We start from the raw sequence: 25,324 nt of genomic DNA, 5'->3' as shown, positions 1-25,324 counted from the left end.
CTACTCTCCAGCTCGTTGGGTGAGTACCTTATCGACAACGCCGTAATCTACGGCTTCTTCTGCTGACATAAAGTAATCACGATCAGTATCTTTAGCGATCTGTTCGATGTCACGACCAGTATTTTCCGCCAACATGCGGTTCATCCGGTCTTTGATATCTAAAATCTGTCGGGCATGGATTTCAAAGTCAGAAGCCTGACCCTGGAAACCACCGAGCGGCTGATGGATCATCACCCGCGAGTTTGGCAAGCAATAACGCTTCCCTTTTGCACCACCGGCTAACAGGAACGCGCCCATGCTGGCTGCCTGTCCCATACATACCGTACTCACATCAGGCTTGATAAAGCGCATGGTATCGTAAATCGCCATGCCGGCAGTCACTGCGCCGCCGGGTGAGTTAATGTAAAGGAAAATATCTTTTTCCGGGCTTTCAGACTCAAGAAACAGTAGCTGCGCTACGATCAGATTCGCCATGTGGTCTTCTACCTGCCCACACAAGAAAATCACCCGCTCTTTTAACAAGCGAGAATAAATATCGTAAGAACGCTCACCTTTCGCGGTTTGTTCAACCACCATAGGGACTAACTGCGCGAGAGGATCGTGCGCGTGATCCGACATAGAAACTACTCCTGAAAATAAAAATGGCTCGTATAAGACTATACGAGCCATTAAACCAAGTTGCGAGTGACTCCGTCAACGTCTAGCGCGCGGAATCCACAAACTTACTTCTCTTTCGGGTTCATCAGCTCGTCAAAGCTGGTCTTCTTCGCCGAAACTTTCGCTTTGTCGAGAATGAAGTCAACTGCCTGCTCTTCCAGTGCTACATTGCGCACTTGTTGCAACAGTTCGTCGTTACCTTTGTAGTAAGCAACAACTTCTTCAGGGTCTTCGTAAGCAGAAGCATTATTGGCAATGATCTCGTCAACTTTTGCATCGTCAACTTTGATGTCATTGGTGCGAATTACTTCGCCAAGCAATAAGCCAACTTTAACGCGCTCTTTCGCCTGCTCTTCGAACAAGTTCGCTGGTAACTCAGGCATTTGCGCCTGATTGTCACCAAAACGCTGCATCGCCTGACGACGTAAGCCATCAATTTCCTGCTTAACCATAGCGCTTGGCAGATCAACGTCGTTGTTCTCGACCAGACCTTTCAATACTTGCTCTTTGACTTTGCTTTGCACAGTATTTTTCAGCTCACGTTCCATATTTTTGCGAACTTCAGCTTTAAGTGCATCAACACCGCCGTCGGTGACACCGAACATAGCAACGAATTCGTCGTTGAGCTCTGGTAATTCCTGTTCTTCGACTTTCTTGGCAACGATATCAAATTCAGCTTTCTTACCTTTCAGGTTTTCTGCGTGGTAATCGTCCGGGAAAGTGACTTCAATAGTCTTCTCTTCGCCAGCTTTCATACCGATGATGTCGTCTTCAAAACCTGGAATCATGCGACCCTGGCCAAGTTCCAATGCGAAGTCTTGTGCTTTACCGCCATCGAATTCTTCACCGTCGATACGACCCGTGAAATCGATAGTGATACGATCACCTTTCTTCGACTTACGCTTAACTTCTTTCCAGCTTGCATGTTGCTTACGCAGGGTTTCCAGCATGCCGTCAACATCTTCATCAGTGACGGTAACGTCTGGCTTCTCAACTTCGATTTTGTCTAAGCCCTGAACTTCAACTTGCGGGTAGACTTCAAAAGTTGCAACGAACTCAAGATCTTTACCTGCTTCATTTACTTTTGGTTCAATCGAAGGAGGACCTGCAGGGTTAATCTGTTCCTGCATGATCGCTTCAAAATATTTGCTCTGCATTAATTCTTGAGCAGCGCGGGCACGAGCTTCTTTACCGAATAATTTTTGTAAAACATTCGGTGGTACCTTGCCTTTACGGAAACCGTTAATACGGCGGTTACGGTACTCGTTTTTCAACAGCTCTTTGACTTTCTCGTCAATGGTTGCCGCTGGCACAGTAATGGTGGCGCGGCGTTCTAATCCTTGGGTTGTCTCTACAGAAACCTGCATTGCTCTCTTACCTCGGCTTCACTATTGGCCTTGAGCCCACCACTAATGGGGCCCTTGAAAATGACGCAGCATTATAGCGAAGGCATACCCTCGAGTCGAGTAGTGTCGCTTATCTTTTTGGTCGATTCTATTCGTAGGAACGCCGCACGAAGCAATTCCGGCCATTATTTTTGGCCTGATAAACAGCTTTATCGACGCGTCGTATCGCTTCTTCTGGAGTGGTATCGATACCTGGAATAAAGCTGATAATGCCAATGCTGACAGTTATCTCAGAAGCTTTAGTACAGGAACGGACCGAGCCCAACAACGCAGCTGCGCGTTGTTCAGCTTCTTCGGCATTCATGCTCGGGCTCAGGATCAGAAATTCGTCGCCACCATAGCGCGCCACGACTTCACCACTGCGCTTAAAAGCGCGTGATAGCTCAGTCGCCACGCATTGCAAGGCAACGTCGCCTGCCAGATGTCCCTGCCGGTCATTGAGTTCTTTAAAGTGGTCTATGTCGACCATCAACACACTCAGCTGCTCTTGTTTGCGTTGCATCCGTCGCAACTCAGTCGCTAACGCCAAATCAAGACCACGGCGGTTGATCAGGCCGGTCAAACTGTCTTCATTTGCCAACTGGGCCAGACGTTCATTGGCTGAACGCAGCTCTGCCTGCAATTCATGCAGTTTTGCTTCAGTGCGATGGCGGGCAATCGTATTGGTGATCATATCGGCAACCAGCTGCATCTGCCGCACATCCTGTTCGTTCCAGTCACAAGCGCGCTGCACTAGATCGCAGCCGACAAAACCAATGAGTCGACCTTCCAGGTACATTCCGACCGCCATCATCGACTGAATACTCTCGCGCAGCAGCTCATCCTTAAAGCCTCCGGCGACGTCAGGTAGATTTTGTGAGCTCGGTACGACCACCTGCCCGTCGGCACGCATACTGGCAAAAAACCAGGGCATGGCCTCTAAGGGGACGTTTTGCAACTCTTCTTTATGGGCAGTGATGCCGCGATTCACCCATTCATGGGTATTGCTCATTTGTTTATAACTGTCGTCAAACAAGAACACATAACAACGATCTTTACGATCGTTGCAACCCAGTGCTGCCAGCGCTTTCTCGATATGCACTTCAGCTTCTTCCGGGGCGGCATTAATGAGGTTAGTGCTTAACTCAGAAATCAGATAAGCAAACGACTCCGACGTCTCGCGGGAGCTGTAAGAAGGTGTGGCGTCAGGATTCTGAGTCATAGCGATTTAGTTTCATTATTGTTAGCTAGATGACTGATAACTGTAATATGCGCTATGTTTTCGGAACTTTCAAGCTGCCATTGGCAGATTGGGGGGGAATGTAAACAGATGGTCGGCGAGACTGGATTCGAACCAGCGACCCCTTGTACCCAAAACAAGTGCGCTACCAAGCTGCGCTACTCGCCGAACGTATAATCGTGGGGAACTTTAAGAAGATGGGGTGGCTGATGGGATTCGAACCCACGACCACCGGAATCACAATCCGGGGCTCTACCAACTGAGCTACAGCCACCACTACTTTTATGTCATGCCAGGGCTAAATGGCGCACCCGGCAGGATTCGAACCTGCGACCGACGGCTTAGAAGGCCGTTGCTCTATCCAACTGAGCTACGGGCGCATGGTCTAGCTAAAAATGGTCGGCGAGACTGGATTCGAACCAGCGACCCCTTGTACCCAAAACAAGTGCGCTACCAAGCTGCGCTACTCGCCGACATTTTTCAAAACCCGTGCAGGACGCGGCCTGACAACGGGGGCGAATATTACCTGCTGCTCATGGCAGCGTCAAACATTTTTTTGGGCAATTCGGCTGACTGCTGTTTTTTACAACAATCCGCCGGTAAATTCATCGGTAGCCGATGGCTACCTGACAAACTAAACTACACTAAACCGCGGAAACATGTAAAAATATGCGCCCTATTTGGCCTTCATTTTTGTTAGTTTTTGAGGAACAGCATGACCGCGCAATTTATTGACGGAAAAAAAGTCGCTCAACAGGTTCGGGACCAAGTCAGAGAACGTGTTCAACAACGCCTGCAACAAGGTTTACGCGCACCCGGATTAGCCGTCATTTTGGTCGGTGAAGACCCAGCTTCTGAAGTCTACGTAGGGAGTAAGCGGCGCGCGTGTGAAGAAGTCGGCTTTACCTCAAAGTCTTATGACTTACCGGCAAGCACCAGTCAGAGCGAGCTGCTGGCGCTGATTGACCAGTTGAATGCTGATACCAGCGTTGATGGGATTTTAGTCCAGTTACCCTTACCTCAAGGCCTCGATGCGCAAGCTTTGTTAGAGCGTATTCATCCTTTTAAAGACGTCGACGGTTTCCATCCGTTCAATATGGGTCGGCTGGCCCAGCGGAACCCCGCGCTGCGCCCCTGCACCCCGCGTGGCGTGATGACGTTATTCGAATCTATCGACCTTGACCTGCACGGGCTTAATGCTGTGGTGGTCGGCGCATCCAATATCGTTGGCCGGCCAATGAGTCTGGAACTCTTATTAGGTGGAGCCACCACCACTGTTTGTCACCGTTTCACAAAAGATCTGCAAGAGCATATTGGCCGCGCTGATGTGTTGGTCGTCGCCGTCGGTAAAGAGAACTTCATTCCCGGTGAGTGGGTGAAGCCTGGCGCAGTGGTCATCGATGTCGGAATCAATCGCGGTGCCGACGGTAAATTAGTCGGAGACGTTGAATTTAAGGCCGCTGCCGAACGTGCCAGTTATATTACGCCAGTGCCCGGAGGGGTTGGCCCGATGACGGTTGCGACCCTGATGCAGAACACCCTGCAAGCCTGCGACACCTGGCACGCGCCGGAGTAGACCCAGCTTAATTCAGCCCTTCCCGATAACCACTAAGCAAGGGCGCCGCAAGGCGCTGTTGCATGGCCCATAAGGGCCGCCCGGTGAGTTCTTCGCGTAGCCGGCAATGCCGCTGCGCCGGCGAGGTCCACCAGCGGCGTAACTGCATCAGCACTTGCGCCGCTAACGGCACTTCCAGCGGCAAACACCACCAGACCTCGATATCCAATTGCCGTTGTTGCTCCCACACAACTGCATCTGTGTCCTGTATTCGGGCGCTGGCATAATCAACAGGCAGCTCGTTGACCCAGTCGTCAATCATCAAATCAAAGCGCCTTTCGCTGTGCTCTCTGAGTACTGCCTCAGTAGGACCATGAATCTGCAGACGCCCGGTCAGCTGGTAATGTAACCATTGTCTGGCCGTCGCTGCTAATTGCGCCCGGCGCAGCTGGTTACGGCTGGGTCCCTGCTCCGGCCCGGCTCCTTCCGGCAGCAGCGGTTGCAGACTCGCCATCGCAGCAACAAGCGTGCGCTCCATTGCGTTGATGGAACCATGGTTGATGGTTCCCGCGCGCAAACTATAGCTCACAGCCACCCGAAAGGTCGCGTTGGCAAACACCAACCATAACACTTGTACCACCAGTAACACGGTCAAAATCAGGACCGGTAGTGCCACCAGCGTCTCCACCGCAGCCTGGCCCTGCCTGCCCCGGGCAGACCATTGCCGTTGCTTCACTGACAGCCGCCCTGGGCTTTGCAGGTTTGCCAGCTTTGTTCTAAGTGCTGCATTCGCTCAATGATGGTCACTACATCGTATCCGGCCACCGTCGCTTGCGCCGCACTCAATGTGGTTACAACCACTTCGCTGGCGCGCAGATCGGCAATAGTAGCGGATTGCAGCGTTGCGGTTTGACCGGCAAGCCGTTCCGCCTCGATCAAGCCGACATTTTTAATACTAAAACCGCCCATATCAAGATCCGACGCCATGGCACTGTATTCTGGCGCATCAGGATCCGGTATGCGGTGCAAGTAACGTTCCCGCAGCGCTAACAAAAGCGGCTGCCAGACGTGTAGCTGTAACTGATCATCAACTGTACTACTGGCACCTGCAATACGCCGCGCCAGCCACCGGGCTTCAGTGCTATCAGGAGCCTGAGTTTGCAATCGCAGCAGGTTGGCTTGCGTGCTCAGTTGCCAGGGCTGCCCCCAGGGTTGCCATACCTCGGCGATATAACCTTTACTGACCAACTCACTCAGGCTGTCCGGCACCCGACGTTGCTCAAGCCAGAAGCGCTCCAGCGCTGTCATCAGATTCCGTGCTTCGAGTTCCCACCCTTGCCGCTGCTGCACCTGATGCTGCCGCACCAGCCATTGTTGGCTCATGACCAGTACCCCGGCAAGCAAACTCAGGGCGATCACCAGCTCGAATAAAATATAACCACGACGTTGTTTCATAAGGGGCCTTGTTGCATCTGCAGTAACCAGCGCTGTTGGTCGCTTGCCAGCGCCTGTTGCTTTTCATGTAATAACCGTAACGCCTGCTGCTGTTCCAGTTGTTGCACAGTCGTACTGGATTCCCAGAGATTCAACATTGATAGTGTCAGAAGGGCAAACCCCGCCAGACAGGACACCGCTATGACCCACTCGAGCAGCAGATAGCCTTTCATTTTTTTTGGCGAGGGTTTGCCAGACATCATGCGTACTCCTGTTTAACCCTGAAAGCGCAGAGTAAGAGTGCCGGCGCTGTAGGTGCTATCAATGCTATAGTCGGTAAAATCACGCGCCAGCCGGGCGCCTTCGCCATCTTGAGCGATACCCGACAGGGTGACGACATAGCGGCTGCTGTCACTTAAATCCGCTTCCACATTAATCGCCCCGCCCCAGGGGTTAATCCCTGCGCCATCGCCCCAAGCTTCAGGTACCGCGGCAATCTGCGACATTGAAGTCATGGTAATGCCGGTAAAGTCGCCATTGCGGGGACGCCATAGCTGCGCGCCAGCCTGCACGGTAATGATCTGATTTTTCGCTTCGCTGACTCGCGAGTTGCCAACCGCCCAGTCACGCACCGCCAGGGTAGCGATCGTCGCTAAAGCGATGATGCCAAGCACTGTCAGAACTTCAATAAAAGTAAAACCCTGCTGATTTTTCATAATAAACACTCCATGTTTTGTAGTTTGCTTTCATGTCTTAACGTACGTGTTGCTGGGTGACTGCCATCAGCATGGCGCCCATACCTCCAACAGTTAACAGCAACAACCAGAGAATCAGTGCGTAGCAACTGACTTGAATGACCACTCGCAAACGTTGCAAAGCCGCCACCGCGTCTGCGGCGGCGTAGTTTGCGACACGTTGCAAGGTGCCATGCTCGGTGGCATTTCGACTGCCGTTACTCAGTCGGAATAACATTCTTGGTGACAGGAGGCCGCAGTCGAGGATAGCGACCAGGCGCCGTTCCCCCCGCGCCAGACGCTGTCGAAGTTCAGGCAAGGCATAGGCCAGCGAGCCTGAACCAAACTCCTGCATGGCCTGTAACGCCCGGTCAAGCCGCGTTCCGGCTCGCAATAACACAGTTAACGACTGCAACAGCAACACCCCGTCAAAATAGCGCCGGATGACAAAGGCGCCGCGCCCAGCCAACCAGCGCCAGCAGGAGAAACGGAAATCAATCGCCGGATAGGGTCCCCAACAGACAAAAATGGTCAGCAGTAACAATGCGGCAAGTAGTCCTAACCAGGAGCCCGAGCTCACCATAAGTAGTTGTTGACTCAGAAACGGCCAGTGCATTTCCGCAACCCCCGCGGCAAGCTTGGGCATCACTTTCTGACCCACGCCAAAGCAGGCAAACATCGTGATCAGTACCATCAGTAATGGATAAATGAGAGGTCGCCAAAACCCTTGTATTGCCGCCGCGCGTTGTTGTTCGAACAGCCGCTGTGCGGCAATGAGCTGGTCCAGAAGACCGCTGCGTTCACCGATACTGACCAGCATACAAAGATCATTAGCGAACCAGTCGCGCATAGCATTCGCCATAGGAACGCCCTGATAGACTGCGCCCTGCATTGCTCCAACAGCTTCACTTTCGCGCTTCAGCCCCTGTTGCTCGGCATGCTGACGCAGCTCCTGGCAGGCCTGGGCGGCCGACAAGCCGTCCCCCACCGCCAGCGCAATATCCTCTAGCAGTGCCAGCTGACTGCCTCGGCCCAGCGGGCGTTTTAAGCGCTGCATGGCGCCTCCCGTTGCAGTTGTGCGGCGAGCGTTGGCCACCCTTTGGCAATAAGTTGCAGCCGATAGGCTTCCAGATCATCATTGCGTAAAGCGCACCTTAACTCGGCGGTGGGCTTCAGGTACTCAGCGACATAACGCCGCTTCCCTACGCCGGTACCCTGACATTGCTCACAATCCTGATGGTTCGGCTGCCCCTGACAGGCGCTGCAGTCCTGTTTCACCAAGCGCTGTGCAAGAATGCCGCAAAGAACTCCGGGCTGCGCCAGCACGCCATTACTGATGCCCAGATCATTTAGCCGCTGCAACACACCGAAACAGTCGTGGGCATGCAGGGTTGCTGTGACGAGGTGCCCGGTCAGTGCTGCGGTATAGGCCGCCTGCGCAGTTTTGCTATCACGGATTTCACTGATTGAAATCACATCAGGGTCTTCCCGCAAGGCCACCTTCACCATATTGGCAAAGTTAAGTTCAGGATGATCCGCAGCCACAGGTTTTTGCTCAATGTGCGGCTGAATAATCTCAATAGGATCCTCCAGCGAAATGATCTTATGATCAGGTGGAATCAACAGGTTCAATGCCGCCAAACTGGTGGTTTTACCCTGCCCGGTGGGGCCGGCAATGATGAACAATCCGGTGGGCTGCTCCAATGCCAAGCGCAACTGAGCGGTGAGCGCAGAACTTACGCCGAGTTGCTCAAAGCGTTGTATGCTCTGCCGCTCAAGCTGCACGCGCATGGTCACCGCAAAGCCATTACGGGTGGGGGATTTTTGAACCCTTAACCGCAATCGCTGCGGTTCCCCCTGATGAATCACCACCACGTTGATACTGGCGCTGGAGAGTCGCTGCTCATCGAACAGCTCGCGAAAGTCATCGGAACGGGTATTGAGCGCCGCCGCAATGGCTGCGGCAAGGGTTTCCCGCGGCCGCTCAATATGGCCCACCATGCGCCCGTGGACGCGGAAGGCGAGTGAGGCGCACTGTGGATCGAACACCAGATGAATATCAGAAGCGCCCAGCAACAGCGCCTGACTGATCAGATCTTCCAGCGCAAGTTGTGCGCGGGTACGGTCAAACTTTATCTCACCCTGTTGCTGCTGCTGGTGTTGCTGCGCTGCCTCGGCATCGTGTAAAAAACTTCGTACATCACGCGCCTCGCCAAGCAAGCTGGTGCGAAACTGCTGGCGGGCTTGTAACTCCACCCTCAGGTTTAACAGATCCAATGACGCCTTCTGCCAGGCATCGGGGGTCGCAATCAGGCAGCCATCACGGGTCACCACGACCGCCGTATCCGCTTCATTTTCGCGCTCAGTAATGGTCAGGCATTCGCTGAGGAAGTGCTGATCCGCTTCGGCTTCCTGCCATTCTGCCGGAGTAATGTAACGCATCTTACCACTCCCCCTGCAGGTAAAAGGTCCGCTCATGCCCGTCTTGTTTCAGCGTCAGACGGTTCGCCTGCAGTCGCACATCCAGTGCATAAGCATTGCTACGTTCTGGCTGCACACTAAAACGTTGCTGCGCGTGCTCAAGCCAGATGCTGATCTGCTCACCGCTGCGCACCACGCTAAGTAATTCCAACGCCGCCAGCGGGTGTTCAGGGACAGCTTCAGCAAGTTGCGCGGAGGTGTCAGGTTGGTCTAACGCCGAAATCTGATGACGCAACTGTGCCACTTGCAGCTCGTGCTGTAACTTGCGCACTCTGGCGGCAGCGCGTAACTCGGCGAGTTCCTCATTGCGCAGTTCACTGACCTGTCGCAACTGTTCCTGTAACGGCTCAGGCGTTAGTTGCGGTGCGGCCTGAACACCAACTTCACTAAACAACATAAAGCACAAACTGAAAGCAATCATGAGGTACGCTCTCCTTGCGTGATGGGAATGGGTTCGTAGGCGCGAACCGTCAGCTCCATGTGTAGTTTTTTACCGTTTTGCAATTTCAGGCTGGTGACACGCAGGTTGGCCTGTTGCAACAGTGCTGCCAGGCGGCTGAGCTCAGTAAAATCCGTATTGGCCAGCCGCAGTTGCCACTGCTGCCAACGGTAGCTGCTGTCCTGACCGCCGGCGCCGGATTGCAGATTCAATTCAGGGAAATATAACGCGCCCTGACTAAGCCACTCAGGGGTCCCGGATGGGTCGGTGTCACCAAGCGGTTCGGTTACGCGAGTATGGGTTAGCACCACCTGCTGGCCCTGCTCCTGGACTATCCAACCCGCAGGTAACTGCGGAGTCAGTTCCTCGCTACGACCATAACTCGGTACCACCACAGCCTGTAGCCGGGTGCCTTGCAGTTGTGCTGAGCGCCATTGCCAGCCCGCCAGATGACGAAAGCCAGCAAAGAGTTGCGGCAGCTCCTGCAGGATCTCGATGGTAACGCCAGCTGGCGGGACCGCCTGCCGGTTCAATTGCTCCGGTGGCAACGACGTTTGCGGTTGCGGCCAGAATAACCAGCCGCCCGCGGCGGCAGCGCTCAGTAGGATAAGACTTGCTGCCAGCGCCCGTTGGCGTTGTTGCCAGGGGGGCCGCTGGGCAAGACTCTTGAGTCTGGCACTGCGAAGGAGCTGCAATTCCCGAAGCTCCTTTTGTTGCAGCAATAGCCGCCATTGACAAAGCTGTGTCCGGCACAAAACGATCAGGTCTTCCGGAGTCTGCTTGGCAATCACTGCGGTCGGCTGACCTTTACCATCACAGCTCAATTGCTGCAGAACAAGCTGCAGTTGATGTAACCCTTCCGCATCGTGGCGACAGGCCAGGCAATGACGTAACCGTTCTCCCTGCCAGGCGATACAGATAATCTGACCCTGCCAAGGCGCCAGATAAATAGCTTGGTGCAAGCTGGCGAAGGTGCGCCGCACCACCAAAGCAATGTCGTACTGCGGCGCTGTCAGTGCGCTATTCCCGCACACCAGCCAATAGCAGCGGCCTTGCCTGCCAACCGCGTAATGGCAGAAGCCACGCTCGCGTGCACGCCGTAAATAAGTATCTATCTCGCGCGTCGAGCGGCTTTGTTGACGCCAGCCATTGATTAACCAGAAGTCACTCATGAGCCCGCCTCACGTGCGATGATGGTTGGCGTCAATAACACCAGCGTTTCACTTTGCTGCTGCTGTTGTTGCTGTTTACCGCCGAGTAAAAAGCTGAGCCAGCTTTGTTGTTCGGTACGTTGCTGCCGCTCATTGCGCAACCCGGACAGCAGTAATGTCTGGCCATCGCCAACCACCGCTTGCATGAAAAACTGTTTCCGATTGGTATGAGGTGTTTGAATCAGCTGCTCGCCCGAGCGCACTTCATCAATACGAAGCAAGTCCGAGAGTTCCGTGGAGAGCTGTAAAATTACCTCGCCATCACGGATGCTGGGTAACACATAAAGCTCAAATCCAGTGCTGACCAGCCCCGGCTGCAACGTGGTAGTGACGCCGACGTTAACTGTGCTGGTGGTCCCAGCGGAGGCCAGGTAAGTGGCATTGTCCTGCAGAGCGATCTTGGCGATTTGGTTATTCAGACTGAGCAGCCGCGGTTGATTACTAATTTGCACTAATCCTTGCTCCTGCAGGGCTTCAATAAATAGCTCGGAGCCGGCCGTGCGCCCTGTTTTGCGCTGCCAGAACAGCTGCCCACCCAACTCTTCGCCCAGCCCACCAAAGGCACTACTGCCAAGCCCCAGCACCGCGTTTCCCCCAGCAGTTCGCGCCAGCGCCTGCCAATCCACCGCAAGTTGCTCCTCGTCACGGAAACTGACCTCGATGATTTGCACCTCAATGGCAACCTGCCGGGTCAGCCGTTCATTTTGTTGTCTGAGGTAGTGCTCGATCTGAGCCACATGATGGGGTTTGTCTTTCACCAGCACTGACGTTGAACTCTGGTTCATACTCAATACCCCTTGCTCGGATAACAAAAGCCGCAGAGCTCGCTCAAGATCACCCCAGACACTCAATTCGGTGTTACTGAAGTTACTGTATTGTTCGCTGCCGGCGGCACCTGCTGCAGCCAACGCCCCGGTTGCTGATTGTGCAGAGCTTTGCTGCTGATTCTTTTGGGTCATCTCACGATTTCCCATAAAAAACTTGGTGGCACCAGCGATGAAAGCGACATCAAATTCTGCTGTGCGCCAACGACTCCAGTGAACCCGATGATCATTATGGGTAAAGTGCCAACCGGTATGATCGGCAAGACGCTGCAGCAGCTCGCCAAGAGAGCCGGAAAACTGCAAGTGCAAGGGGTGGTCCCGCAGTTCAGGCTGACTGAATCCTAAGCTGACAGTTTCGCTGGCAAAGGCATCTGCTAACAGTTCATGAAAACCTACGCCTGAAGCATTCACCACAACTGGCTTGCTGAACCAGACGGGGACGTGTTCGTCATGAATCCCAGCCGCTGGCACATAAAGTTCCGGTGAATGCGTAATGGTGGCGTTTTGCTGGCCGCTGTTATTGCCCGGGTCCAGCTTTGCAAGTTCTGCCAGCGCGCGGTTTTTTTGCTGACTTAAACCATCTCGCTCCGGTGGCGTCGCACAACTTGATACCAGCAAGGCGATGCCCACCCCCCAGCAGCACATCCGCCAGCTCATGGCTTACTCCCCGCAGCAGGGCTCACCACCGCAGTGTGATTGGCATAGAGGGTCAGTTGTAACTGATAAGGCTGTAAAACTCGCTCCAGTGCAGCTTCCCAACTCGCTGCTGTCAGGGTGAAGTCTGTCGACCAGCGGTAATGCGGGGAGGCGCGCCAGTCCAGCTGACGAATGGCAAAGTGTTGTTTGAGCAGTGTTTCAATCTGCGGCTGCAACAATCCCGCAGTCAGAGCCAGTTCCACGGCTGGACTGGTGGCCGCTGGCGCTGCACGCTCTGTCTGTGAAAAGTTAAAGGGCTGGCAGTTTTCTTGTGCCTGGACTGGCGTCGTCAACAAGCAGCATAATGCTAAACTGCTTGCGACGAAACGCCATTGGACAGGTGTCCAAGTAGATTGCAAAAGCATACGACCTCCGTGTCATTCATGCATCGCCATCCTTGACGATGTCTAGCAACTTTAGTCACTAGCCGGGGGTCGTACAAGCGTTTAAAAGCCTAACTTCAAGGCAATTATTTCTTACGTTTCTGCGTTGTGCTTTTGGCCTTGGTGGTGGTTTTAGCTTTGGCTTTGGCTTTGGCTTTGGCTTTGGCTTTGGCCTTCGGCTCGGTTTCAACCCATTCGCCATCGCGATAATGTGCCTGCCACCCCGTAGGTTTACCGTTCTCTTCGGTGATCACGTACTGCTCTTTCTGTTTCCTGCTGTAACGCACAATCGCTTCGTTCCCGGCGCTATCCTCGGTCGGCGCTTCTGCCAGATAGTAAAACTTTTTGGGAATGCGATCTTTAAAGCGTTTCAGCTCAGCAACTTTAACAGCCCGGGTCTCGCGCGACTTCGGAAAGGTATTCGCAGACAGAAAGATACCGGAGGCACCATCACGCAACACAAAATGCGCGTTGGAATCTTCACAAGGCAACTCAGGGAAAGGTACCGGATCTTCCTTCGGTGGCGCAGGTTGACCACTCTTCAGTAATTTGCGGGTATTCTTGCAGTCATCGTTAGTGCAATCAAAGTACTTACCAAAACGACCGGTTTTTAGCTGCATGTCACTGCCACAGCGGTCACATTCCAGTACTGGCCCGTCATACCCTTTAATCCGGAACTCACCAAACTCGACCAACTGGCCAGGACAAGCTGGATTGTTACCACAGACATGCAACTTACGCTCTTTATCAATCAGGTAACTGTCCATCGCCGTGCCACACTCAGGGCATCGTTTCTTGGCTCGCAACGCCTCAGTTTCAGCTTCATCGTCATCACTGACTTTCACCGCTTCTTCACCAGGCAATAAGTTAATGGTCTGGGTACAGCGCTCTTTGGGCGGTAACTCGTAGCCCGAGCACCCCAAAAATACACCTGTAGAGGCAGTACGAATCCCCATTTTACGACCACACTTGGGACAATCGATGTCGGTGAGGATCATCTCGTTGCCACGCATCCCGCCTTCTTCCGGGGGCATTTCCGCCTGTTCAAGTTTCTTCGAAAACTCCGCGTAAAACGCGTCCAGAGTATCTTTCCAGTCACGTTTGCCCTCAGCGATATCGTCCAGGGCCTGTTCCATTTCTGCGGTAAAGTTGTAATTCAACAAACGCGAGAAATTTTCCACCAGCCGGTCATTCACGATCTCGCCCATTTTTTCCGCATAAAAGCGACGACTTTCAACCCGTACATAGCCACGGTCCTGAATCGTCGAAATAATTGAGGCATAGGTCGAAGGTCGGCCAATGCCGCGCTTCTCAAGTTCTTTGACTAAGGATGCTTCGCTAAACCGTGCTGGCGGTTTAGTGAAGTGCTGCTGCGGATCTAAATCCTGCAGGTTCAGCGATTCGCCCTTTTTGACATCAGGCAAGGTGGCGTCTTCGGCACTTTTTGAACCCGCTGGCGGCTGTACTTTGGTCCAACCGGCAAAGCGCATCACCCGGCCGCGGGCTTTCAGCTCGTAATCGCCCGCGCCGACAGTGATGGTCGTGGCATCGTAACGCGCCGGAGTCATTTGACAGGCCACAAACTGACGCCAGATCAGCTCATACAAGCGCTGGGCATCGCGCTCCATGTCTTTCAGCGATTCAGACTTCACCTTAACGCTGGATGGCCGAATCGCTTCGTGCGCTTCCTGAGCGTTTTTCTTGGCACCATATAAATTAGGTTTTTCAGGCAGGTAGTCCTTACCATACTGCTTACCGATAAAGTCGCGACAAGATGCCACGGCTTCACCACTCAGGTTGGTCGAGTCGGTTCGCATGTAGGTGATGTGCCCCGCTTCGTATAAGCGCTGAGCCAACATCATGGTTTTCTTCACACCATAGCCCAGTCGCGTGCTGGCGGCCTGCTGTAGTGTAGATGTGATAAATGGTGCTGAGGGTCGGCTGCTGGTCGGTTTGTCTTCCCGCTCCAGTACCTTGAAATCAGCTTGCTTGAGCGCTTGAACAGCTTTTCCCGCTTGCTCTTTGTCACTCGCTTTGAACGTTTTGCCGAGGTACTTCGCCAGTTGCACTCGCAGATCCTGTTGCTGATCTGTAGTTAAATCTGCGTAGATGTCCCAGTACTCTTCCGGCACAAAAGCTTTTATTTCACGTTCACGTTCCACCACCAGGCGCACAGCCACCGACTGCACCCGACCGGCTGATAAGCCGCGGGCAATTTTCTTCCACAACAGCGGTGACACCATGAAACCCACCACCCGATCCAGAAAACGGCGAGTCTGCTGGGCATTCACCCGATCAATGTTGAGATGCGCAGGCTGTGAGAAGGCGTCCTGAATTGCGTTTTTAGTGATCTCGTTAAAGACCACCCGGCGGAAGCGCTCATTGTCGCCGCCAATGAGTTCGCGCAGGTGCCAGGCAATCGCTTCCCCTTCGCGGTCCAAATCCGTCGCGAGATAGATTGCGTCTGCCTTACTCGCCAGTTTTTGCAGTTCACTAACAACTTTCTCTTTACCTGGCAGAACTTCGTAATGGGCGTCCCAGCCGTGTTCAGGATCGACCCCCATGCGCGCCACCAGTTTCTTAAATTCGCGCTGTTGGCGATACGCCTCTTTCGCTTCCGGCGACATCTTGCGCACTTCTGCCGGAGATTTTTTGGCGACCTCTGCGGTCGACCGTGTTGGTAAGTCACGCACGTGACCGACGCTCGACTTCACTACGAAATCGTTACCTAAATATTTATTGATGGTCTTCGCCTTGGCTGGCGACTCGACAATAACTAGCGATTTTGCCATGCGTCTCTTTGCAACCTAGTAAGATGGGATTCTTTTTTAGATATATCGTTTCTGCACAGACGAAACAACCGTGCCGTGCAAAATTCATAAAAATTCGTTATTTGCTTATAGCCATGCAAGTCAGACTCGGATCACTCCAAACCGCGCGGCGGCGCGCAATATCAAGGCTTACACAAGCCCTTACTTGTGCGTATAATAGCGGTTGTTAACTTGCTTGCAACTGCAATGGAGGATTTTCGTGAGCACTCGGCACTTTGAAGTGAACTTCGATGGTTTAGTTGGACCTACCCACAACTACGCAGGATTGTCCTTCGGTAATGTGGCATCGCTATCGAATGCGAAAGCCAGCTCGAGTCCCCGCTCCGCAGCAAAGCAAGGTCTCGCCAAGATGGAAGCGTTGCATGATATGGGTATGGTTCAGGGCGTGTTTGCGCCACACGAACGCCCTAATATCGATGTTTTACGCCGTCTGGGCTTTACCGGGAATGACGGTGACGTGCTCTATAAAGCCGCCACTCAGGCTCCGGAAATCTATCAGGCAGTCTGTTCAGCCTCGAGCATGTGGACCGCCAATGCGGCCACTGTCTCACCAGGCGCAGATACCGCCGACGGCAAAGTGCATTTTACCCCGGCCAACTTAACCAATAAGTTTCATCGCTCCCTTGAGCCGATGACCAGCGGTCGCATCCTGCAATCCATGTTTGCCAATCCACGTTACTTTGAACATCATCTGCACCTGCCTGACAATGAGCACTTTGGTGATGAAGGCGCAGCGAACCACACACGCCTGTGCAGCAACTATGGCAATGCTGGGGTTGAGATCTTCACTTTTGGTCGTTACGCGTTCGACTCAAGTCAGCCCGCACCGACTAAATTTCCAGCCCGGCAGACCTATGAGGCGTCACGTGCCATCGCACGCCTGCACGGCCTGAACGACGAAAATACTGTGTACCTGCAGCAAAACCCGGATGTTATTGACCAGGGCGTATTTCATAACGACGTCATCGCTGTTGGCAACCGCAACGTGCTCTTCTACCACGAACAAGCTTTCCTGGACACCGAAGCTAAACTGGCGGAGATTCAGCAGAAGTTTGGTGATGAGAAGGTTCACTTTATCTGTGTCAAAACCAGTGAAGTGTCCGTTGCTGACGCGGTGCAAACCTACTTGTTTAACACCCAGTTATTGTCCATGCCGGACGGCAGCATGGCCATCATCGCGCCGACAGAGTGTCAGGAAAACCCGCGGGTTTCGGCTTATCTGGACGAGCTGGTACAGCGCAATACCCCGATCCAAAAGGTACACTACTTTGATGTAAAACAAAGTATGCGTAACGGCGGCGGCCCTGCGTGCCTGCGCTTGCGCGTGGCTCTGAATGATGATGAGCTGGCAGCGGTAAACCCGGCGGTCATTATGAGCGATGGCTTATTCGTACGCCTGAACGACTGGGTCGATAAACATTATCGCGAAGAGCTTAGCGTCAATGACCTCCGCGATCCTCAGTTGTTAACGGAATCACGCTCGGCGCTTGATGAGTTAACTCAAATCCTCAAGCTTGGCTCGGTCTACCCGTTCCAAATCGACTAACAACAAAAAAGCCCGCGTTACCGCGGGCTTTTTTATTGCGTTTCCGATTAGAGCGCGTTAGGTGCCTACGACCTAATCGTCTTCATCCTCGTTGTGCATCTCCAGATTCGCGTCTTCCGTATCGCCCTGAGCATTACGGGCAACATCATTACGCGCTGCATCCAGACGATCCAGATAGCCCTGGTTAATATCACCGGTGATGTACTCGCCGTTAAAGACTGAGCTTTCAAACTGCGTGATCGACGGATTCTCCTCCTGGACCGCAGCGAGCAGATCGGTCAGGTCCTGATAGATAAGACCATCAGCTTTGATCAACGCGTTGATTTCTGAGGCTTCACGACCATGACCAATGAGTTCGTTGGCGCTTGGCATATCGATGCCATAAACATTCGGGAACCGGATTTCAGGTGCAGCTGAGGCAAAATAAACCTTATTCGCGCCGGCTTCACGTGCCATTTCGATGATTTGTTCGGACGTCGTGCCGCGCACAATAGAGTCGTCGACTAAGAGCACATTTTTACCACGGAATTCAGCCCCAATGGCATTCAGCTTGCGGCGGACCGCTTTACGGCGAAGGGTTTGCCCCGGCATAATGAAGGTGCGACCGATGTAGCGATTTTTTACAAAACCTTGCCGATACGGCAGGCCGAGTACGTTCGCCATTTCCAGTGCAATATCACAGCTGGTTTCTGGAATTGGAATCACCACGTCAATATCCAGATCAGCGTAATCACGTTTGATCTTCTCACCTAACTTACGGCCCATATTTACACGTGATGCGTAAACTGAAATCTTATCGATAAAGGAGTCTGGCCGCGCAAAATAGACGTATTCGAAAATACATGGCACGTGTTGCGGGTTGTCCGCGCACTGACGCGAGTAAAGCTCACCATCTTCGGTGATATAAATAGCTTCGCCTGGCTCCACATCGCGCACGTACTTGAAGCCTGTACCATCAATAGCCACGCTCTCAGAGGCAACAATATACTCGTTACCATTGGCGGTTTCACGCTGACCTAACACCAGCGGGCGGATGCCCCATGGGTCACGGAAGGCCACCACGCCGTGGCCAATAATCATTGCCACAACCGCGTAAGCACCGCGGATCTGACGGTGTACCCGGCTGACGGTTGCAAACACATCGTCCGGCGTCAGTTGCAGACTTTGCTGCTGATAAAGTTCATGCGCAAAAATGTTCAATAGGATCTCGGAATCCGAGGTGGTATTGATGTGCCGACGCGCCTTGGCAAACAACTGCTCCTGCAATTGTTCTGCATTGGTCAGGTTGCCATTATGCGCCATTGCAATACCAAACGGCGAGTTCACATAAAACGGTTGAGCTTCTGCTGAACTCGAGCTACCAGCGGTGGGGTAACGCACATGCCCAATACCCACGCGACCGGCTAAGCGATGCATGTGACGCGTATGAAAAACATCCCGCACCAATCCATTCGCCTTGCGCAAACGCAGTGTATTGTTATGAACGGTCATGATCCCTGCCGCATCCTGTCCGCGATGTTGTAACATCGTCAAACTGTCATACAAGGCCTGGTTGACCGGATCTTTACCCACTATACCCACAATGCCACACATGCTACGACAACCTCATTTGCTTAGTTGGGGAGAAAACTCGAAGTTTGCTCAAAATATTCAAAAAACCATTGGATGAAAATACCGAAATGCGGTATCAGCACGGACTGTTGCCACCATTCGGCGCCGGCCAGACCGGTAAAACTATCCATAAAGAACAGTAACGCGCTGACAATCAGCACCCCGCGCAGGGCTCCGAAGACACCACCAAGAATGCGATCCGTGCCGGTCAACCCGGTCTTATGGACCAGTTGGCCCAGCACGTAGTTCACGACGGCACCGACAATTAGGGTACTGACAAAGAGCGCTAACGCAGCGACGGCGTTACGCACCATAGGATCATCAAGACGGGTAAACCAACTGGCGAGATCTTCATAGTACCAGCTGGCAATAAAGAATGCGGCGACCCAAACGGCTAGCGACATGGCTTCTTTCACGAAGCCGCGCACCAGACTCACCAGTGTCGACAGCGAAATCACAATTAGAATGGCATAATCAATCCAGACCATAAGGGCTATCCCAAGGCTGTTGAAGACGCGCGCAGTTTATCAGAAACCAGCGAAAAAAACGCCACTTTTTATTCAGCTTTACGGTTCGAATCGCACCACCCGCCCCTCCAGGCCGGTAAGCTGCTTAAGCTCGGGGAGTTGTTGTTCAAGTTCGCTTTGCGAGAGTGCGGGACCGACCAGCAATCGGGTTAAGGTTTTGCCTTGCACCTGCACGGGCTCACGGTAAGCAGCAAAGCCTTGCTGTTGCAGCTGCTGGATGAGCTGGTCAACAGATTCGGCGTTACCAAAGGCGCCAAGCTGGATGACCCAGCCCGGTTCTTGTAATGACTCTGAGCTTGGGGTCGGTTGCGCCTGAGCGGCATTGGCTTCGCGCTCTGCAACGGCTGTCTCATCCAGTGCAGGCGCGGCATCAGCCGTTTCCGTCACAGTCTCAGTACTTGCCGGGGAAACCTCAATTGCTGTGCCCTCGAGTTCGGCCGCCGGCAAGGTCACTTGCTGTTCGATCACGTCCGTCTCCGGCTGCAGTGGCATCGCTTCAAAATCTTGCTGTTGCCGAACCTGTTTGCCATCCAGCAGCTCGGGCAAAATAATCACCGCCAGAGCGACCAATATAATAGTGCCAACAATCCGGTTCTGTAATTGCGATGCCATGCTTACTCCGCTTCGGGGATTTTAGCCACAGTGTAGAACGACCCGCACACCAATACTAGGGGTTGCGAGTCAGATTCGCGCGCAGCCTGACATGCGGCCTGAAAAGCAGCAGTCACCGCCGGGAATTCGTGCACCGATGCCCCAGGCAGTGCGGCCGCTAACTCCGCCGCCGCAGCACCACGCGGACCTTCCAGGTCAGCGACAAACCAACGCTCTACCACCGGCGTAAGTTCCGCGAGGGTACCGGGAATATCTTTATCTTTCAGCATACCCACCACAGCGAAAACCGGACGCTGCGGGAATCGTTGCTGCAGATAGTTCGCCAGAAATGCCGCCGCATGTGGATTATGCGCAACATCCAACAGATAATCAGGCTCCCCGGCGACAAACTGTAAGCGCCCCGCTTCACTGGCGCGCAGCAAACCTTGCCGTAGCGCCTGCTCGGACACGGGCAACGGTAACAGCTCCAGGGCCATCAGAGCAGTCGCGGCATTAGGCAGAGGTAAACTGGGTAGGGGTAAGTCGTGCAACTGGCTGTGGCGGCCACTGAAGCGCCAGCTTTGCCCATCTGCTGCCAGTTGGTAATCAAAATCAGTTCCTACCCGGACGGGATGAATGTCACGCGCCGCCAACGCGCTGAACACTTCTGCGGGGAAATCGGGCTCACCAATGACCGCAGCCTTACCGGGACGAAAAATACCTGCCTTTTCCCGCGCAATACCTGTGCGGTCATCACCGAGAAAACCGATGTGGTCAATACCTACGGACGTAACAATGCCAACGTCCGGGTCAATACAGTTTACCGCATCCAGCCGACCGCCCAGGCCCACTTCCAGAATCCAGACATCCAGCGCTTGTTGTTGCATAAGCCAGAATGCCGCCAGTGTGCCAAACTCGAAATAGGTCAGGGAGGTATCCTGCCGAGCTTGTTCAACGGCCTGAAAGGCGCGGACATGCTCGCCCGCGTCGAGCTGGACACCATTGACGCGCACGCGCTCTTCGTAGACGCGCAGGTGTGGAGAGATATAGACCCCGGTGCGATAACCGGCCGCTCGCAGCATGGTTTCCAGGTAGCGCACCGTTGACCCTTTACCATTCGTTCCGGCAACGGTGATCACCTGTGCTGGAGCTGGGTCAATGGCGAGCCGCTGTCTGACCCGTTCTACGCGTTCAAGACCGAGCTCGATTTCGCTTGGATGCAAGGCCTCTAAATAACGCAGCCAGGCGTCTAGCCCGGCTGTCGATGAAGGTGCGGATACAGTAGCGTTCATAGGTTGGATTAGTATTCGTCGGCCACCGGCGCATGATGTTGGAACTTAGCCAACAAGGATGCAATACGATTGCGCATCTGGCGACGGTCAACAATCATATCGACAGCGCCATGGTCGAGTAAAAACTCCGCCCGCTGAAAACCTTCGGGCAGTGTCTCACGCACGGTTTGTTGAATGACCCGTGGTCCGGCGAAACCAATCAATGCTTTCGGCTCGGCAATATTCACGTCACCAAGCATGGCAAGACTGGCCGATACGCCGCCCATAGTGGGATCGGTCAGTACTGAGATAAAAGGTAAGCCCTCTTCGCTCATTCGTGCCAGCGCTGCTGACGTTTTCGCCATCTGCATGAGGGACATTAAGGCTTCCTGCATGCGGGCTCCGCCCGACGCAGAAAAACAAATCAGTGGAATACGTTCACGCAAACAAACCTCGGCCGCTTTGACAAAGCGCGCGCCTACCACAGAGGCCATTGAACCGCCCATGAATTCAAATTCAAAAGCAACGGCAACAACAGGCATGCCCTTGAGCTTACCTTTTTGCGCGACCAAAGCGTCTTTTTCACCGGTCGCTTTTTGTGCTGCAGCGATACGATCTTTGTATTTCTTTGAGTCACGGAACTTCAGGATATCTTTTGGCTCAAGTTCGGCACCAATTTCACTACCGCTGCCATTATCCAGAAAACTGTCCAGGCGGCGACGCGCTGACATACGCATGTGGTGATCACACTTAGTGCACACATGCAGGTTGCGTTCCAGATCTGCGCTATAAATGATGGCATCGCAACTACTGCATTTCGCCCATACTCCCTCGGGAATATTGCGACGTTTACCGCTTTTGGGCTTTGCAAGAATTCGCTCAATCCAGCTCATATCGTTTCATTCATCTCAATTGGTTGTTGGGGCAAATTGCCTGAACTCCCTGTATTAAAGCACACTACGACCTTATCTTGCAGTAAAAAGTGGTCTTATTAGTCAGCTTCCGGGAGCGTTTTCGGGCAGCCATAGAGGCCCGGCAGGACACTTTGGAAGTGCATACTGGGCCGGATAATCGACCTGCACTAAATACAAGCCTGCAGCTTTTGCCGTCGCTGCGGCGAGCGTGCGATCGCGCTGCATAAGTAACTCTCCCGGCCAGGACACGGGTTGTTCGCCGCGCCCTACTTCCAGCAACGTACCGACAATATTGCGCACCATATGGTGTAAAAAAGCATTGGCGGCGATATCGATGACCACAAAATCACCGTGGCGACTGACGTCAATGTGGGTGACACAGCGATTGGGTGAGTTGGACTGACATTGCGCTGCGCGAAAAGCACTAAAATCATTCTCGCCGAGTAGCGCCTGTGCCGCATCGTGCATGCGCTGGACATCAAGATCAAAGTGGTAATGGCTCACCCCACGACCCAGGATCGCCGGACGCAACCGGGTATTGCAGATAATGTAACGGTAACGCCGGCCGGTGGCGCTGAAGCGCGCGCTAAAATCATTATCAACTTGATGCACCCAGCGCACCGCCACATCTGCTGGCAGATTACTGTTCACACCCATGGTCCAGGCCGCAGGCGTGCGTGCTTCGTTACTGTCAAAATGCACCACCTGTCCGGTGGCATGCACGCCAGCATCTGTACGTCCGGCACAGACGACTTCGACCGGCTGGTTAGCAACTTTGCTAAGCGCCCGTTCAAGCACCTCCTGAACGCAGGTCACTTCCCGTTGTCGTTGCCAGCCAAAATAGTTACTGCCGTCGTATTCAATACCAAGCGCAAAGCGCGTACTACTCATCGCCCGCCCTGTTCACTTAATTTTTTTAATAATGCAGTCGCTTCTTGCTCTGCTTCCTCATCGCCGCAGCCCTGAATGCCTTCAAGCAGGTCGCGGGCATCGTCCACTTCACCCATATCGATATAGACTTGCGCCAAATCCAGGCGGGCAGCGGGTGATTTACTTTCATCCAGCATGGCTTCTGTGGACAGATCGTAATCGTGATCGCCGTCATGGTCTCCGGCCAGAGCATCATTGATCTTGTCCTTATCGTAAGGGTCAACCTGCTCTTCGCTGGCCTCGGTATCGGCCTCTTCCATCAGCGCGTCAATCGACAAGTAATCATCATCAGCATCCGCCGTGTCGGTTTTCTTGTTCTTTGTGACTGGCGTTTCGGTGTCACTGTCAGCCGCTGGTTTCTGCTCCGGCGCCGCTGAGGTGGTCATGTCATCATCTAAGCGCAGTCCGCCAAAGGAGTCTGCTGTATCAGTGTCAGTTTGCTCAACGACGCGGTATTCACTTACATCTTCAGGTTCAAGTGGAACTGCGGTTTCATCGTCCTCTGGTGAACTCGGTTCAAACGCGAGTAACTCATCCACTTGTTTCGAAATAGGATCCACATCCTCGTCATCTGCTGAGGTATCGGGAGCCGGCTCGTCATCGGCATGTTCGCGCAGATAAGCATCCAGATCGACATCCGAAACTTCGACATCTTCGACATCGTCATCGTCAGATGTGACGGGTTCGAGCGCTTCCTCTTGCCATTCCGAGCTGGTTTTATCGGTACGCTCGGATACTTCATCACTCACTTTTCCGCTAACATCCTCAGCAGGTTCGTCTGTTGCTTCTGTTACTTCGGTTGCTTCGCTGGCCGGGCGGGTTGTCGTCTCTGCTGCAGCTGCTAACTCAGTTTCCTCGATAGTATCTGGCGTGGCAGCCCGATCGTCTGTGGTTGCAGATTCAGCTACTGGCTCTGGTGTGCCTGACACTGCAGGCGGCACTGCAGAATCCTTTTCTGGCGCTGGCTCAGTGCCGATCTCCCGTTCCAGACGACGCACATAAGCGAAATACCACAAGCCACCCAACAGCAGGATCAGTAGCAACGCCAGGCCGCCCAGATGCAGCGGTTTTAATAACCAGTCCATCCAGCTCTGCTGCTGCTTGCTGGAGCGCGTTGCCACTGGCTGCGGTTCAGACTGAGTCGCGACCGGACGTTCCGCTGTGGAGGTATCCACTGCAGTTTGGTCGGCTTCAGCTGCGCTCTCAGTAACTTCAGTCACCTGTTCAGTGTAGCCAGGTACTTCAGCGTCAGTCGGCTGCGCTGCTGTCATTTCCGCTTCTTCTGCGGCCATGCCAGGGTTCACCTCACTGGGTTGCTGCGCTACGCCTTCAGCAGTCAGCTCCTGAGTCCCCTCTGCATTGAGCTCTTGCGCAATACTTTCCATTTCTGCTGAGGCACGCTGTTCGTCAGCGGCGCGTTGGCGCAACACGCGTAATTCGCGGGTGACAGCTTCCAGCCGTTGCTGCAGATCAGTGTTCTCACTTTGCAGATTCTCAATTAAATCTATGGACTCTGACAACTGGCCGCGCAGGGCCTGCATTTCAGAAACTGAGATTGCGATTTGACCTTCAACCTCGGCGCCGGTGACGGGTGTCTCATCGGCGGCAGCGGTGCGGGTTGGTGCTGTGGAAGCGGCCTGCTCTGCGGCGGCCTCAGACGTCGAATCGGTTGTGGCTGTGTCTGCGGTTTTATCAGCTGGCAATGATGCCTTAGGTGTGGTTTCACCGGCCGTCTGCTCGCCGAGCGCCGGGATGTCCAGGTAAAAACCGGTGTACATGAAGTCCGGCCGATTATCGCGGAAGGCGCGCGGATTCGCTGCGACAATGGCATCCATCATTTCGAACAGACTGACGCCGCGTTGTCGACCATAGTAGGTCGCTATGCTCCACATGGTGTCGGTAGGGACAATCGGACCGAACTGATCAGGTTGCCAACGTGATGCACGCGAGCCCTGCTGTGCCATAGCAGTCGCGGAAACCGCAACAAGAACTGCCAAAACTGCAGCCATAATAATCCGTGTCATCACGTGTCCATCCTTTCTAGCTGTCATTATCGAATCCGAA

General features: G+C 53.7%; 23 protein-coding genes and 4 tRNA genes. 2 read left to right on the top strand and 25 right to left on the bottom strand.

Translation table 11 applies throughout. From position 1 onward, the window contains the following. From clpP to J6J28_RS03190, 7 genes are all read right to left on the bottom strand, one after another. On the bottom strand, positions 1-618 hold the full coding sequence (gene clpP, locus J6J28_RS03220; protein WP_301719887.1) for an ATP-dependent Clp endopeptidase proteolytic subunit ClpP: 618 nt from the start codon (positions 616-618) through the stop codon (positions 1-3). A gap of 104 nt (positions 619-722) precedes the next feature. Next, positions 723-2,024, bottom strand: a complete 1,302-nt coding sequence (gene tig / locus J6J28_RS03215) for a trigger factor (protein ID WP_301719886.1) — start codon at positions 2,022-2,024, stop codon at positions 723-725. Between the two features lie 127 nt (positions 2,025-2,151). Further along, positions 2,152-3,264: a sensor domain-containing diguanylate cyclase gene (locus tag J6J28_RS03210; protein ID WP_301719885.1), complete on the bottom strand. Its 1,113-nt coding sequence runs from the start codon at positions 3,262-3,264 to the stop codon at positions 2,152-2,154. A gap of 109 nt (positions 3,265-3,373) precedes the next feature. Beyond that, positions 3,374-3,450: transfer RNA gene (locus J6J28_RS03205), tRNA-Pro, on the bottom strand. A 30-nt stretch (positions 3,451-3,480) separates the two neighbouring features. Next, positions 3,481-3,556: transfer RNA gene (locus tag J6J28_RS03200), tRNA-His, on the bottom strand. A gap of 29 nt (positions 3,557-3,585) precedes the next feature. Continuing rightward, positions 3,586-3,662: transfer RNA gene (locus tag J6J28_RS03195), tRNA-Arg, on the bottom strand. Between the two features lie 16 nt (positions 3,663-3,678). Continuing rightward, positions 3,679-3,755: transfer RNA gene (locus J6J28_RS03190), tRNA-Pro, on the bottom strand. A 242-nt stretch (positions 3,756-3,997) separates the two neighbouring features. Between J6J28_RS03190 and folD the strand changes: the two genes are divergently transcribed. Further along, positions 3,998-4,858, top strand: a complete 861-nt coding sequence (gene folD / locus J6J28_RS03185; RefSeq protein WP_301719884.1) for a bifunctional methylenetetrahydrofolate dehydrogenase/methenyltetrahydrofolate cyclohydrolase FolD — start codon at positions 3,998-4,000, stop codon at positions 4,856-4,858. 7 nt (positions 4,859-4,865) lie between these two features. Here folD and J6J28_RS03180 read toward each other — a convergent pair whose 3' ends face one another. The 11 genes from J6J28_RS03180 to topA all read right to left on the bottom strand — a co-directional run bounded on the left by J6J28_RS03180 (position 4,866) and on the right by topA (position 15,831). Next, positions 4,866-5,573 (bottom strand): hypothetical protein, encoded by a 708-nt coding sequence (locus J6J28_RS03180; RefSeq protein WP_301719883.1) that lies wholly within the window; start codon positions 5,571-5,573, stop codon positions 4,866-4,868. Continuing rightward, positions 5,570-6,292 (bottom strand): hypothetical protein, encoded by a 723-nt coding sequence (locus J6J28_RS03175; protein WP_301719881.1) that lies wholly within the window; start codon positions 6,290-6,292, stop codon positions 5,570-5,572. The genes J6J28_RS03180 and J6J28_RS03175 overlap by 4 nt, the downstream gene beginning before the upstream one ends. Then, complete coding sequence (locus J6J28_RS03170; RefSeq protein WP_301719880.1) at positions 6,289-6,534, bottom strand: hypothetical protein; 246 nt, start codon at positions 6,532-6,534, stop codon at positions 6,289-6,291. Before J6J28_RS03170 ends, J6J28_RS03175 begins: the two co-directional genes overlap by 4 nt. A gap of 12 nt (positions 6,535-6,546) precedes the next feature. Continuing rightward, positions 6,547-6,987, bottom strand: coding sequence for a type II secretion system protein (locus J6J28_RS03165; RefSeq protein ID WP_301719878.1), 441 nt, complete (start codon positions 6,985-6,987; stop codon positions 6,547-6,549). A gap of 37 nt (positions 6,988-7,024) precedes the next feature. Beyond that, positions 7,025-8,062: a type II secretion system F family protein gene (locus tag J6J28_RS03160; protein WP_301719877.1), complete on the bottom strand. Its 1,038-nt coding sequence runs from the start codon at positions 8,060-8,062 to the stop codon at positions 7,025-7,027. Next, positions 8,050-9,447: a GspE/PulE family protein gene (locus tag J6J28_RS03155; protein WP_301719875.1), complete on the bottom strand. Its 1,398-nt coding sequence runs from the start codon at positions 9,445-9,447 to the stop codon at positions 8,050-8,052. Before J6J28_RS03155 ends, J6J28_RS03160 begins: the two co-directional genes overlap by 13 nt. Before the next feature lies 1 nt (position 9,448). Then, the gene (locus tag J6J28_RS03150) at positions 9,449-9,907 is read right to left on the bottom strand and encodes a hypothetical protein (RefSeq protein WP_301719874.1); all 459 of its coding nucleotides are present in this window, start codon (positions 9,905-9,907) and stop codon (positions 9,449-9,451) included. Next, positions 9,904-11,097, bottom strand: coding sequence for a hypothetical protein (locus J6J28_RS03145; RefSeq protein ID WP_301719873.1), 1,194 nt, complete (start codon positions 11,095-11,097; stop codon positions 9,904-9,906). Before J6J28_RS03145 ends, J6J28_RS03150 begins: the two co-directional genes overlap by 4 nt. Then, positions 11,094-12,617, bottom strand: a complete 1,524-nt coding sequence (locus J6J28_RS03140) for a hypothetical protein (RefSeq protein WP_301719872.1) — start codon at positions 12,615-12,617, stop codon at positions 11,094-11,096. The genes J6J28_RS03145 and J6J28_RS03140 overlap by 4 nt, the downstream gene beginning before the upstream one ends. Next, positions 12,614-12,949, bottom strand: coding sequence for a hypothetical protein (locus J6J28_RS03135; RefSeq protein ID WP_301719871.1), 336 nt, complete (start codon positions 12,947-12,949; stop codon positions 12,614-12,616). The genes J6J28_RS03140 and J6J28_RS03135 overlap by 4 nt, the downstream gene beginning before the upstream one ends. A gap of 176 nt (positions 12,950-13,125) precedes the next feature. Next, complete coding sequence (gene topA / locus J6J28_RS03130; protein WP_301719870.1) at positions 13,126-15,831, bottom strand: type I DNA topoisomerase; 2,706 nt, start codon at positions 15,829-15,831, stop codon at positions 13,126-13,128. A 238-nt stretch (positions 15,832-16,069) separates the two neighbouring features. Here topA and astB point away from each other — a divergent pair, with 238 nt between their 5' ends. After that, on the top strand, positions 16,070-17,416 hold the full coding sequence (gene astB, locus J6J28_RS03125) for an N-succinylarginine dihydrolase (protein ID WP_301719869.1): 1,347 nt from the start codon (positions 16,070-16,072) through the stop codon (positions 17,414-17,416). 72 nt (positions 17,417-17,488) lie between these two features. Here astB and purF read toward each other — a convergent pair whose 3' ends face one another. From purF to J6J28_RS03090, 7 genes are all read right to left on the bottom strand, one after another. Further along, positions 17,489-19,009, bottom strand: coding sequence for an amidophosphoribosyltransferase (gene purF / locus J6J28_RS03120; protein WP_301719868.1), 1,521 nt, complete (start codon positions 19,007-19,009; stop codon positions 17,489-17,491). A 20-nt stretch (positions 19,010-19,029) separates the two neighbouring features. After that, positions 19,030-19,515: a CvpA family protein gene (locus J6J28_RS03115; RefSeq protein WP_301719867.1), complete on the bottom strand. Its 486-nt coding sequence runs from the start codon at positions 19,513-19,515 to the stop codon at positions 19,030-19,032. Positions 19,516-19,593: 78 nt separating this feature from the next. Further along, on the bottom strand, positions 19,594-20,166 hold the full coding sequence (locus J6J28_RS03110) for an SPOR domain-containing protein (RefSeq protein WP_301719866.1): 573 nt from the start codon (positions 20,164-20,166) through the stop codon (positions 19,594-19,596). A gap of 2 nt (positions 20,167-20,168) precedes the next feature. Next, complete coding sequence (folC, locus tag J6J28_RS03105) at positions 20,169-21,437, bottom strand: bifunctional tetrahydrofolate synthase/dihydrofolate synthase (protein ID WP_301719865.1); 1,269 nt, start codon at positions 21,435-21,437, stop codon at positions 20,169-20,171. Positions 21,438-21,445: 8 nt separating this feature from the next. Further along, positions 21,446-22,309, bottom strand: coding sequence for an acetyl-CoA carboxylase, carboxyltransferase subunit beta (accD, locus tag J6J28_RS03100; protein ID WP_301719864.1), 864 nt, complete (start codon positions 22,307-22,309; stop codon positions 21,446-21,448). A 102-nt stretch (positions 22,310-22,411) separates the two neighbouring features. Beyond that, entirely contained in the window at positions 22,412-23,221 is an 810-nt protein-coding gene (gene truA / locus J6J28_RS03095; protein WP_301719863.1) for a tRNA pseudouridine(38-40) synthase TruA, read from the bottom strand. Then, the gene (locus J6J28_RS03090; protein ID WP_301719862.1) at positions 23,218-25,311 is read right to left on the bottom strand and encodes a FimV/HubP family polar landmark protein; all 2,094 of its coding nucleotides are present in this window, start codon (positions 25,309-25,311) and stop codon (positions 23,218-23,220) included. Before J6J28_RS03090 ends, truA begins: the two co-directional genes overlap by 4 nt. Positions 25,312-25,324: the final 13 nt, after the last annotated feature.

It is taken from the genome of Pseudidiomarina terrestris, assembly GCF_030466375.1.
Classification (GTDB): Bacteria; Pseudomonadota; Gammaproteobacteria; order Enterobacterales; family Alteromonadaceae; genus Pseudidiomarina; species Pseudidiomarina terrestris.
Note: the sequence above shows the minus strand (reverse complement) of the source record. Positions and strands in the feature narration are given on the sequence as shown.

What these genes read in the sequence shown, in the direction of transcription:
- clpP (WP_301719887.1), bottom strand. Translation starts at nt 618, where the DNA reads ATGTCGGATCACGCGCACGATCCTCTCGCGCAGTTAGTCCCTATGGTG.
- tig (WP_301719886.1), bottom strand. Translation starts at nt 2,024, where the DNA reads ATGCAGGTTTCTGTAGAGACAACCCAAGGATTAGAACGCCGCGCCACC.
- J6J28_RS03210 (WP_301719885.1), bottom strand. Translation starts at nt 3,264, where the DNA reads ATGACTCAGAATCCTGACGCCACACCTTCTTACAGCTCCCGCGAGACG.
- folD (WP_301719884.1), top strand. Translation starts at nt 3,998, where the DNA reads ATGACCGCGCAATTTATTGACGGAAAAAAAGTCGCTCAACAGGTTCGG.
- J6J28_RS03175 (WP_301719881.1), bottom strand. Translation starts at nt 6,292, where the DNA reads ATGAAACAACGTCGTGGTTATATTTTATTCGAGCTGGTGATCGCCCTG.
- J6J28_RS03170 (WP_301719880.1), bottom strand. Translation starts at nt 6,534, where the DNA reads ATGATGTCTGGCAAACCCTCGCCAAAAAAAATGAAAGGCTATCTGCTG.
- J6J28_RS03165 (WP_301719878.1), bottom strand. Translation starts at nt 6,987, where the DNA reads ATGAAAAATCAGCAGGGTTTTACTTTTATTGAAGTTCTGACAGTGCTT.
- J6J28_RS03160 (WP_301719877.1), bottom strand. Translation starts at nt 8,062, where the DNA reads ATGCAGCGCTTAAAACGCCCGCTGGGCCGAGGCAGTCAGCTGGCACTG.
- J6J28_RS03155 (WP_301719875.1), bottom strand. Translation starts at nt 9,447, where the DNA reads ATGCGTTACATTACTCCGGCAGAATGGCAGGAAGCCGAAGCGGATCAG.
- J6J28_RS03150 (WP_301719874.1), bottom strand. Translation starts at nt 9,907, where the DNA reads ATGATTGCTTTCAGTTTGTGCTTTATGTTGTTTAGTGAAGTTGGTGTT.
- J6J28_RS03145 (WP_301719873.1), bottom strand. Translation starts at nt 11,097, where the DNA reads ATGAGTGACTTCTGGTTAATCAATGGCTGGCGTCAACAAAGCCGCTCG.
- J6J28_RS03140 (WP_301719872.1), bottom strand. Translation starts at nt 12,617, where the DNA reads ATGAGCTGGCGGATGTGCTGCTGGGGGGTGGGCATCGCCTTGCTGGTA.
- topA (WP_301719870.1), bottom strand. Translation starts at nt 15,831, where the DNA reads ATGGCAAAATCGCTAGTTATTGTCGAGTCGCCAGCCAAGGCGAAGACC.
- purF (WP_301719868.1), bottom strand. Translation starts at nt 19,009, where the DNA reads ATGTGTGGCATTGTGGGTATAGTGGGTAAAGATCCGGTCAACCAGGCC.
- J6J28_RS03115 (WP_301719867.1), bottom strand. Translation starts at nt 19,515, where the DNA reads ATGGTCTGGATTGATTATGCCATTCTAATTGTGATTTCGCTGTCGACA.
- J6J28_RS03110 (WP_301719866.1), bottom strand. Translation starts at nt 20,166, where the DNA reads ATGGCATCGCAATTACAGAACCGGATTGTTGGCACTATTATATTGGTC.
- folC (WP_301719865.1), bottom strand. Translation starts at nt 21,437, where the DNA reads ATGAACGCTACTGTATCCGCACCTTCATCGACAGCCGGGCTAGACGCC.
- accD (WP_301719864.1), bottom strand. Translation starts at nt 22,309, where the DNA reads ATGAGCTGGATTGAGCGAATTCTTGCAAAGCCCAAAAGCGGTAAACGT.
- truA (WP_301719863.1), bottom strand. Translation starts at nt 23,221, where the DNA reads ATGAGTAGTACGCGCTTTGCGCTTGGTATTGAATACGACGGCAGTAAC.
- J6J28_RS03090 (WP_301719862.1), bottom strand. Translation starts at nt 25,311, where the DNA reads ATGACAGCTAGAAAGGATGGACACGTGATGACACGGATTATTATGGCT.